Source organism: Streptomyces sparsus (genome assembly GCF_054776295.1).
This window is the reverse complement of the sequence record NZ_BAAHCA010000249.1, coordinates 1-5918: the sequence shown is the minus strand read 5'-3', so window position 1 is coordinate 5918 and position 5918 is coordinate 1. Positions and strand designations below refer to the sequence as shown.

General features: G+C 72.4%; 6 protein-coding genes and 1 pseudogene. 5 read left to right on the top strand and 2 right to left on the bottom strand.

Translation table 11 applies throughout. From position 1 onward, the window contains the following. From ACYVE9_RS13525 to ACYVE9_RS13510, 4 genes and pseudogenes are all read left to right on the top strand, one after another. Positions 1-850: S1 family peptidase (locus tag ACYVE9_RS13525; RefSeq protein WP_461028067.1), on the top strand; the 850-nt coding region annotated here is incomplete at its 5' end. 252 nt (positions 851-1102) lie between these two features. Beyond that, complete coding sequence (locus ACYVE9_RS13520) at positions 1103-1972, top strand: slipin family protein (RefSeq protein ID WP_461028066.1); 870 nt, start codon at positions 1103-1105, stop codon at positions 1970-1972. Positions 1973-2358: 386 nt separating this feature from the next. Further along, positions 2359-2718: an alpha-lytic protease prodomain-containing protein gene (locus ACYVE9_RS13515; RefSeq protein WP_461028065.1), complete on the top strand. Its 360-nt coding sequence runs from the start codon at positions 2359-2361 to the stop codon at positions 2716-2718. A gap of 327 nt (positions 2719-3045) precedes the next feature. Continuing rightward, positions 3046-3348 (top strand): annotated as a pseudogene (locus ACYVE9_RS13510) (S1 family peptidase); the annotation flags it as partial. Between the two features lie 172 nt (positions 3349-3520). On the opposite strand, the gene ACYVE9_RS13505 reads toward ACYVE9_RS13510, so the two are convergent. Both ACYVE9_RS13505 and ACYVE9_RS13500 read right to left on the bottom strand, forming a co-directional pair. After that, positions 3521-4558, bottom strand: coding sequence for an aspartate-semialdehyde dehydrogenase (locus ACYVE9_RS13505; protein WP_461028064.1), 1038 nt, complete (start codon positions 4556-4558; stop codon positions 3521-3523). A gap of 494 nt (positions 4559-5052) precedes the next feature. Beyond that, positions 5053-5385: an ANTAR domain-containing protein gene (locus ACYVE9_RS13500; RefSeq protein WP_461028063.1), complete on the bottom strand. Its 333-nt coding sequence runs from the start codon at positions 5383-5385 to the stop codon at positions 5053-5055. A gap of 271 nt (positions 5386-5656) precedes the next feature. On the opposite strand from ACYVE9_RS13500, the gene ACYVE9_RS13495 reads away from it, so the two are divergent. Then, a partial coding sequence (locus tag ACYVE9_RS13495) for a PHP domain-containing protein (protein ID WP_461028062.1) occupies positions 5657-5918 on the top strand: 262 nt, incomplete at its 3' end.

The window sequence follows — 5918 nt, the reverse complement described above, 5'->3', positions numbered from 1 at the left end:
CGCCGCGCTGCTGGCGGCGACGGCCCTGGCCGCTCCCGGCGCCGGAGCACGGCCGGCGCAGGCGTTCAGCGCGGCCCAACTCGAGCAGGCGGCCGACGCGGTGCTCGAAGCCGACGTGCCGGGCACCTCGTGGCACGTGGACGACGCCTCGAACCGGCTGGTGGTGACGGCGGACAGCACCGTCTCCGCAACCGAGCTGGCCCGGATCCGGCGGGCCGCCGGCACCCGGGCCGGAGCGCTCATCGTCGAGCGCACCCCTGGCCGGTTCGCCCCCCTGCTCCAGGGCGGTGACGCGGCGTACGCCACGGACTGGCGCTGCTCGGTCGGCTTCAACGTCCGCAAGGGCGACAACAGGTACTTCCTCACCGCCGGGCACTGCACCGACGGCGCGGGCCGCTGGTACGCCGACCTGGGGCGCTCGAAGGTGATCGGCTCCACCGAGGGCAGCAGCTTCCCCGGGAACGACCATGGCCTGGTGCGCTACACCGACCCACTCGTCCCCACGCCCGGCACGGTCAACCTCCACAACGGCAGTTCCCGCGACATCACCCGTGCGGGCAACGCCTACCTCGGCCAGTCCGTCCAGCGCAGCGGCAGCACCACCGGCCTGCACGGCGGCACCGTCACCGGACTCAACGCGACCGTCAACTACGGCAACGGCGAGATCGTCCGCGGACTCATCCGGACGAACGTCTGCGCCGAACCCGGTGACAGCGGGGGCCCGCTCTTCTCCGGCACGATCGCGCTGGGCCTCACCTCCGGAGGCAGCGGCAACTGCCGCACCGGTGGGACGACGTTCTTCCAGCCGATCACGCCCGTGCTCGCCGGCTACGGGGTCAGCCTCCTCTGACCTTCGACCGGACGGCCCGGGCCCTCGGGCCTCCGCCGGGGCGTCGCCGAAGCCACCGTGCCGCCGAAGCCCGGTGTCGCTGAAGTCCCCGCGCCGCCCGTCGGCGTCCGCTCCCTCCGGGGCCCGGACGCCCGGCGGGCGGCGCGGTGTGCGCTGCGGCGGACGAGGCCTTCACCACGCGTCGGACCGGGGCTACCGTGGGAAGGAGACGTTTGGGGTCTTTCGCCCCACTTGCGGTGCCAGGAGGCCGTCATGGTCGTGGAACTGGTGGCGGCAGCCGTCGCGGGCGGCGCGGTGTACTTCGCGGCGGCGGCCAGGGTCGTCAAGCAGTACGAGCGGGGGCTGGTGTTCCGGCTTGGCCGGCTCCAGTCCGAGGTGCGCCATCCCGGGCTCACCCTGGTGGTGCCGGTCATCGACCGGTTGCGCAAGGTGAACATGCAGATCGTCACCCTGCCGATCCCGGGCCAGGAGGGCATCACCCGCGACAACGTCACCGTGCGGGTGGACGCGGTGGTCTACTTCAAGGTCGTCAATCCCGGTGACGCCCTGGTGCGGGTGGAGGACTACCGCTTCGCCGTCTTCCAGATGGCCCAGACCGCGCTGCGGTCGATCATCGGCAAGAGCGAGCTGGACGACCTGCTGTCCGACCGGGAGAAGCTCAACCAGGGGCTGGCCATCATGATCGACAGCCCGGCGGTGGAGTGGGGGGTGAACGTCGACCGGGTCGAGATCAAGGACGTCTCGCTGCCGGAGACGATGAAGCGCTCGATGGCCCGGCAGGCCGAGGCGACCCGCGACCGTCGGGCCCGTGTCATCAACGCGGACGCCGAACTGGAGGCGTCGAAGAAGCTGTCCGCCGCGGCCCGGGAGATGGCGGACACGCCGGCCGCGCTCCAGCTGCGGCTGCTGCAGACGGTGGTGTCCGTGGCGGCCGAGAAGAACTCCACCCTGGTGCTGCCCTTCCCGGTCGAGCTGCTCCGCTTCCTCGAACGACTCCCGGCGACCCCGCCCCCGGCCGCCCCGCCCCCGGCCTCCGCCGCCGAGGACCGCCCCGGGACTCCTTCCGGCTCGGTGGCCAGCGGATTCCCGCCTCCGGCAGGCGACGTAGGCCGGGTTTCCTGAAGGGCCATTCCCGGACAGGTGCAGACCTCACCCCCGGGTGATCCTCGATCGCCCGGGGTGTTCGGCGGTGTCCGCACGCCGGGATGACGTGCGCGACTGCCGGAGCGTCAACAGCCCGCCGCCCTCCGTTACTTCGCGTGCGCTGTCGCGAACTCGTTCTTGTGTGCGACCCGTCGCGCTCGTAATACTCGGCGGCGTCGCTCGGCACGGACACGCTGTTCCCCTGTCGCGCACGTCCGTGTCCGGACACCCTCCGGAACCGCTCCGACCTGGAGCGATTCCAGCCCCCCACTGGAGGCGAGGAGTTGCGACACCGACGGATGAACAACCGCCGCATGGGCATCGCAGGTGCAGGCGTGGCGGCTCTGGTGGCCGGCAGGCTCACGATGGCGAATGCCAATGCCGCCGACCCCGTCGCCGCGGCCGACATGCTCACGTCCGCCGCCGCGAGTGACCTCGCGACCACGCTGGCCGCCGACCTCAGGAACGACACCGCCGGCGCCTGCTACGACACCGGGACGAAGCAGCTCGTCGTCAACGCCGTGGACGGGTCCGCGGCGGAGAAGGCCGAACAGGCCGGCGCGAAGGCGAAGCTCGTCGGGCACGCCCCGACCCGGCTGGCCTCGGCGAAGAGCGAGCTGGGGGAGTCCGCCGTCCCCGGCACCTCACGTGCCGTCGACCCGGTCACCAACAAGGTGGTCGTCACCGCCGACTCCACCGTGGAGGCGGCCGACTGGCGGCACTGAGGAAGGAGGTCGCCGCGCAGGACGGCAGAGCCGTACTCACCCGGACGAGCGGCGAGTTCAAGCCGTTCACGGCCGGCGGAGACGCCGTCTTCGGCGCGGGGTCACGCTGCTCGCTGGGCTTCAACGTCGTCAAGGACGGTGAACCGCACTTCCTGACGGCCGGTCACCGCGGCACCGCCGGCAGCACCTGGTCGGACTCCTCCGGCGGCTCCCCGATCGGCACGATGGCGGCCGGGACCTTTCCCGGCGCCGACCACGCCCTGGTGGAGTACACCCCCGGCACGGACCACCCCAGAGAGGTCAGCCTCCCCAACGGGCAGGCCCGGCAGATCAGCGGCGCCCGGGAGGCGACCGTCGGTGAGCGGGTCCAGCGGCGGCAGCACCACGCGGCTGCACGGCGGCTCGGTCCAGGCACTGGACGTCTCGGTGACCTACCCGCAGGGCACCGTCAACGGTCTGGTCCAGACGGACGTGTGCGCCGAGCCCGGCGACAGCGGCGGCGCGCTGTTCGCCGGCAGCGACGCGATCGGTCTGACCTCCGACGGCAGCGGTGACTGCTCCGCCGGCGGGCGGACCTTCTTCCAGCCGGTGACGGACGCCCTCGCGGAGTACGGCGCCCGGATCGGCTGACCCCTCCCGTCCGGTCCCGTCCTGGCCCGGACCGAACGACCACCCCCCACAGCAGGACCCCCGGTGCGTGCACCGGGGGTCCTGTGGTGTGGGCGGCCCAGTGGGCCTGCGCCGTGGGCCCGCGTCACCTGCTCCCGCCGCGGAGCTGCGCGGACGCGGCGGGAGCAGACGGTCAGCTCTCGGAGCGCAGCTCCGCGGCGACCAACTCGGCGATCTGCACGGCGTTCAGCGCCGCGCCCTTGCGCAGGTTGTCGTTGGAGAGGAAGAGGGCCAGACCGTGCTCCACCGTCTCGTCCCGCCGGATGCGGCCCACGTAGCTGGCGTCCTGGCCGGCGGCCTGGAGCGGCGTCGGGATCTCGGAGAGCGCGACACCCGGGGCGCCACCGAGCAGCTCGCGCGCCCGCTCGGGGCTGATCGGCCGCTCGAAGCGGGCGTTGACCTGGAGGGAGTGGCCGCTGAAGACCGGGACGCGGACGCAGGTGCCGGACACCTTCAGCTCGGGAATGCCGAGGATCTTGCGGCTCTCGTTGCGGAGCTTCTGCTCCTCGTCGGTCTCCTCCAGGCCGTCGTCGACGATCGACCCGGCGAGCGGCAGCACGTTGAAGGCGATCGGCCGCTTGAACTTGTCCGGGGCGGGGAAGTCCACCGCGGCACCGTCGAAGGTGAGCCGGGTGGCGTCGGACTCGACGGCCTTGCGGGCCTGCCCGTCCAGCTCGGCGACGCCGGCCAGCCCGCTGCCGGAGACCGCCTGGTAGGTGGCGACGACCAGGGCGGCGAGGCCGGCCTCGTCGTGCAGCGGACGCAGCACGGGCATCGCGGCCATGGTGGTGCAGTTCGGGTTGGCGATGATGCCCTTGGGGCGGTCGGTCGCCGCCTGCGGGTTCACCTCGGAGACCACCAGCGGGACCTCGGGGTCGAGCCGCCAGGCGGAGGAGTTGTCGATCACGACCGGGCCGGCCGCGGCGACCTTCGGCGCCAGCACCTTGGAGGTCGCGCCACCCGCGGAGAACAGCACGATGTCCAGACCGCTGTAGTCGGCGGTCTCCGCGTCCTCGACGGTGACCTCGCCGTCCTTCCAGGGCAGCGTCCGTCCGGCGGACCGAGCGGAGGCGAACAGCCGCAGCTCCTCCACGGGGAAGTCGCGCTCGATCAGAATGTCGCGCATCACGCTGCCGACCTGACCGGTGGCTCCGACAATGCCGATCCTCATGGGGCTCCTTCGTTCTGTGCTCGGTCCGTGCTTGTCCGCAGTGCTGGTCCCTACCCTGCCCTGCGGAATGTACGGGTCGCCAATCCTTTGACCTCGGTCACACCCCGCGGCGTGGCCCGGGTCACTCCGGGGGTGGATTCCGGCGGTCCGTCCCGCGGGGCGGACCGGGGCGCTCGCGGGATCCCCCGCGTTCCCGGCCGCGGCGGTGGGCGGAGCCGGGGGCTGCCCGGGGGCGTCTCGAGCGGCGGGTTGCTGTGCCACGCGGTGCGCGTGCGGCGCGATCTTTTTCCTCGAGAGGGCAGTCCACGGCGGGTGCAGGGCCGAAGATGGAGGTGAGGGGTTGGGAAGTGAGCCCCTTGTCGCGGGGTTCGGAACAGCAGCCCTGCGGTATCGGCTCGGTACCCCGTCCGTTGGGGGCGCCGGGCCGATGCTGTGACCGGGGGCCGTCCGCGACGATGACGCGGTCGTGCGTTCGGGCCCGGCCCGCTGCCGGCTCAGAACGGGCGGCCGGTGCCGCGGGTGCCCCACCGGCCGGGGCAGTGGTGGGACATGCGCTCGGCGAGGATCTCCGCGAGGCTCTCGTCCATGACGCCGGTCGCCGCCCAGCCGGTCAGTTCGAGAGCGACCGTCCGTAGTTTGGTGTTGCTGCACTGGGAGGTCTCGCGCAGTACGGCGAAGGCGTGCTTGCGCTCGCAGCCCGCCAGGGTCATGACCACCCCGGTGGCCTGGTCGATCACGGCGTGGGATTCCAGGGCCTGCTGCAGCTGACGGATCTGCTCGATGAGGATCTCGCGTTCGTCCGCACGTCGGATGTCGGCGCCTCGCATGTTGCGTCTCCTCCTACGCTGCCCCGCTGCGGCTGTCCAGCTCCCAGAGTGACCTATCTCCCACTGTCGCGCAGCCGACGCGCTCACCCGGCGCCCGGGCTTCCGGCGGCCTGCTGCCGTACGGGGACGGTGCGCGGTACCAACCGGGTGAACCCTGCGGCGACCTGCGTCGAATCGTTCGAACGTGCATTCGAAATCTGGTTTATGGTGGGACCACGAGGACGGAAGAGTCGCAGTTGGCTGGGGGTGGCCGAGTGGCAAGGAGATGCGGATGGGCGGTTTTACGCATCTGCACGCCGTGTCCGGCTTCTCGACGCGGTATGGCGCCTCCCACCCCGAGCGGCTGGTCGAGCGGGCCGCCGAACGGGGCATGGACGCTCTCGCACTGACCGACCGGGACACCCTCGCCGGCACCATGCGCTTCGGCGCGGCCTGCGAGCAGGCCGGCCTTCGCGCCCTGTACGGCGTGGAGCTCGCGGTGGCCGAACCGCCCGAGCAGCCCCGCGGCGGCGCGGTGCGGCGCCGCACCCCGG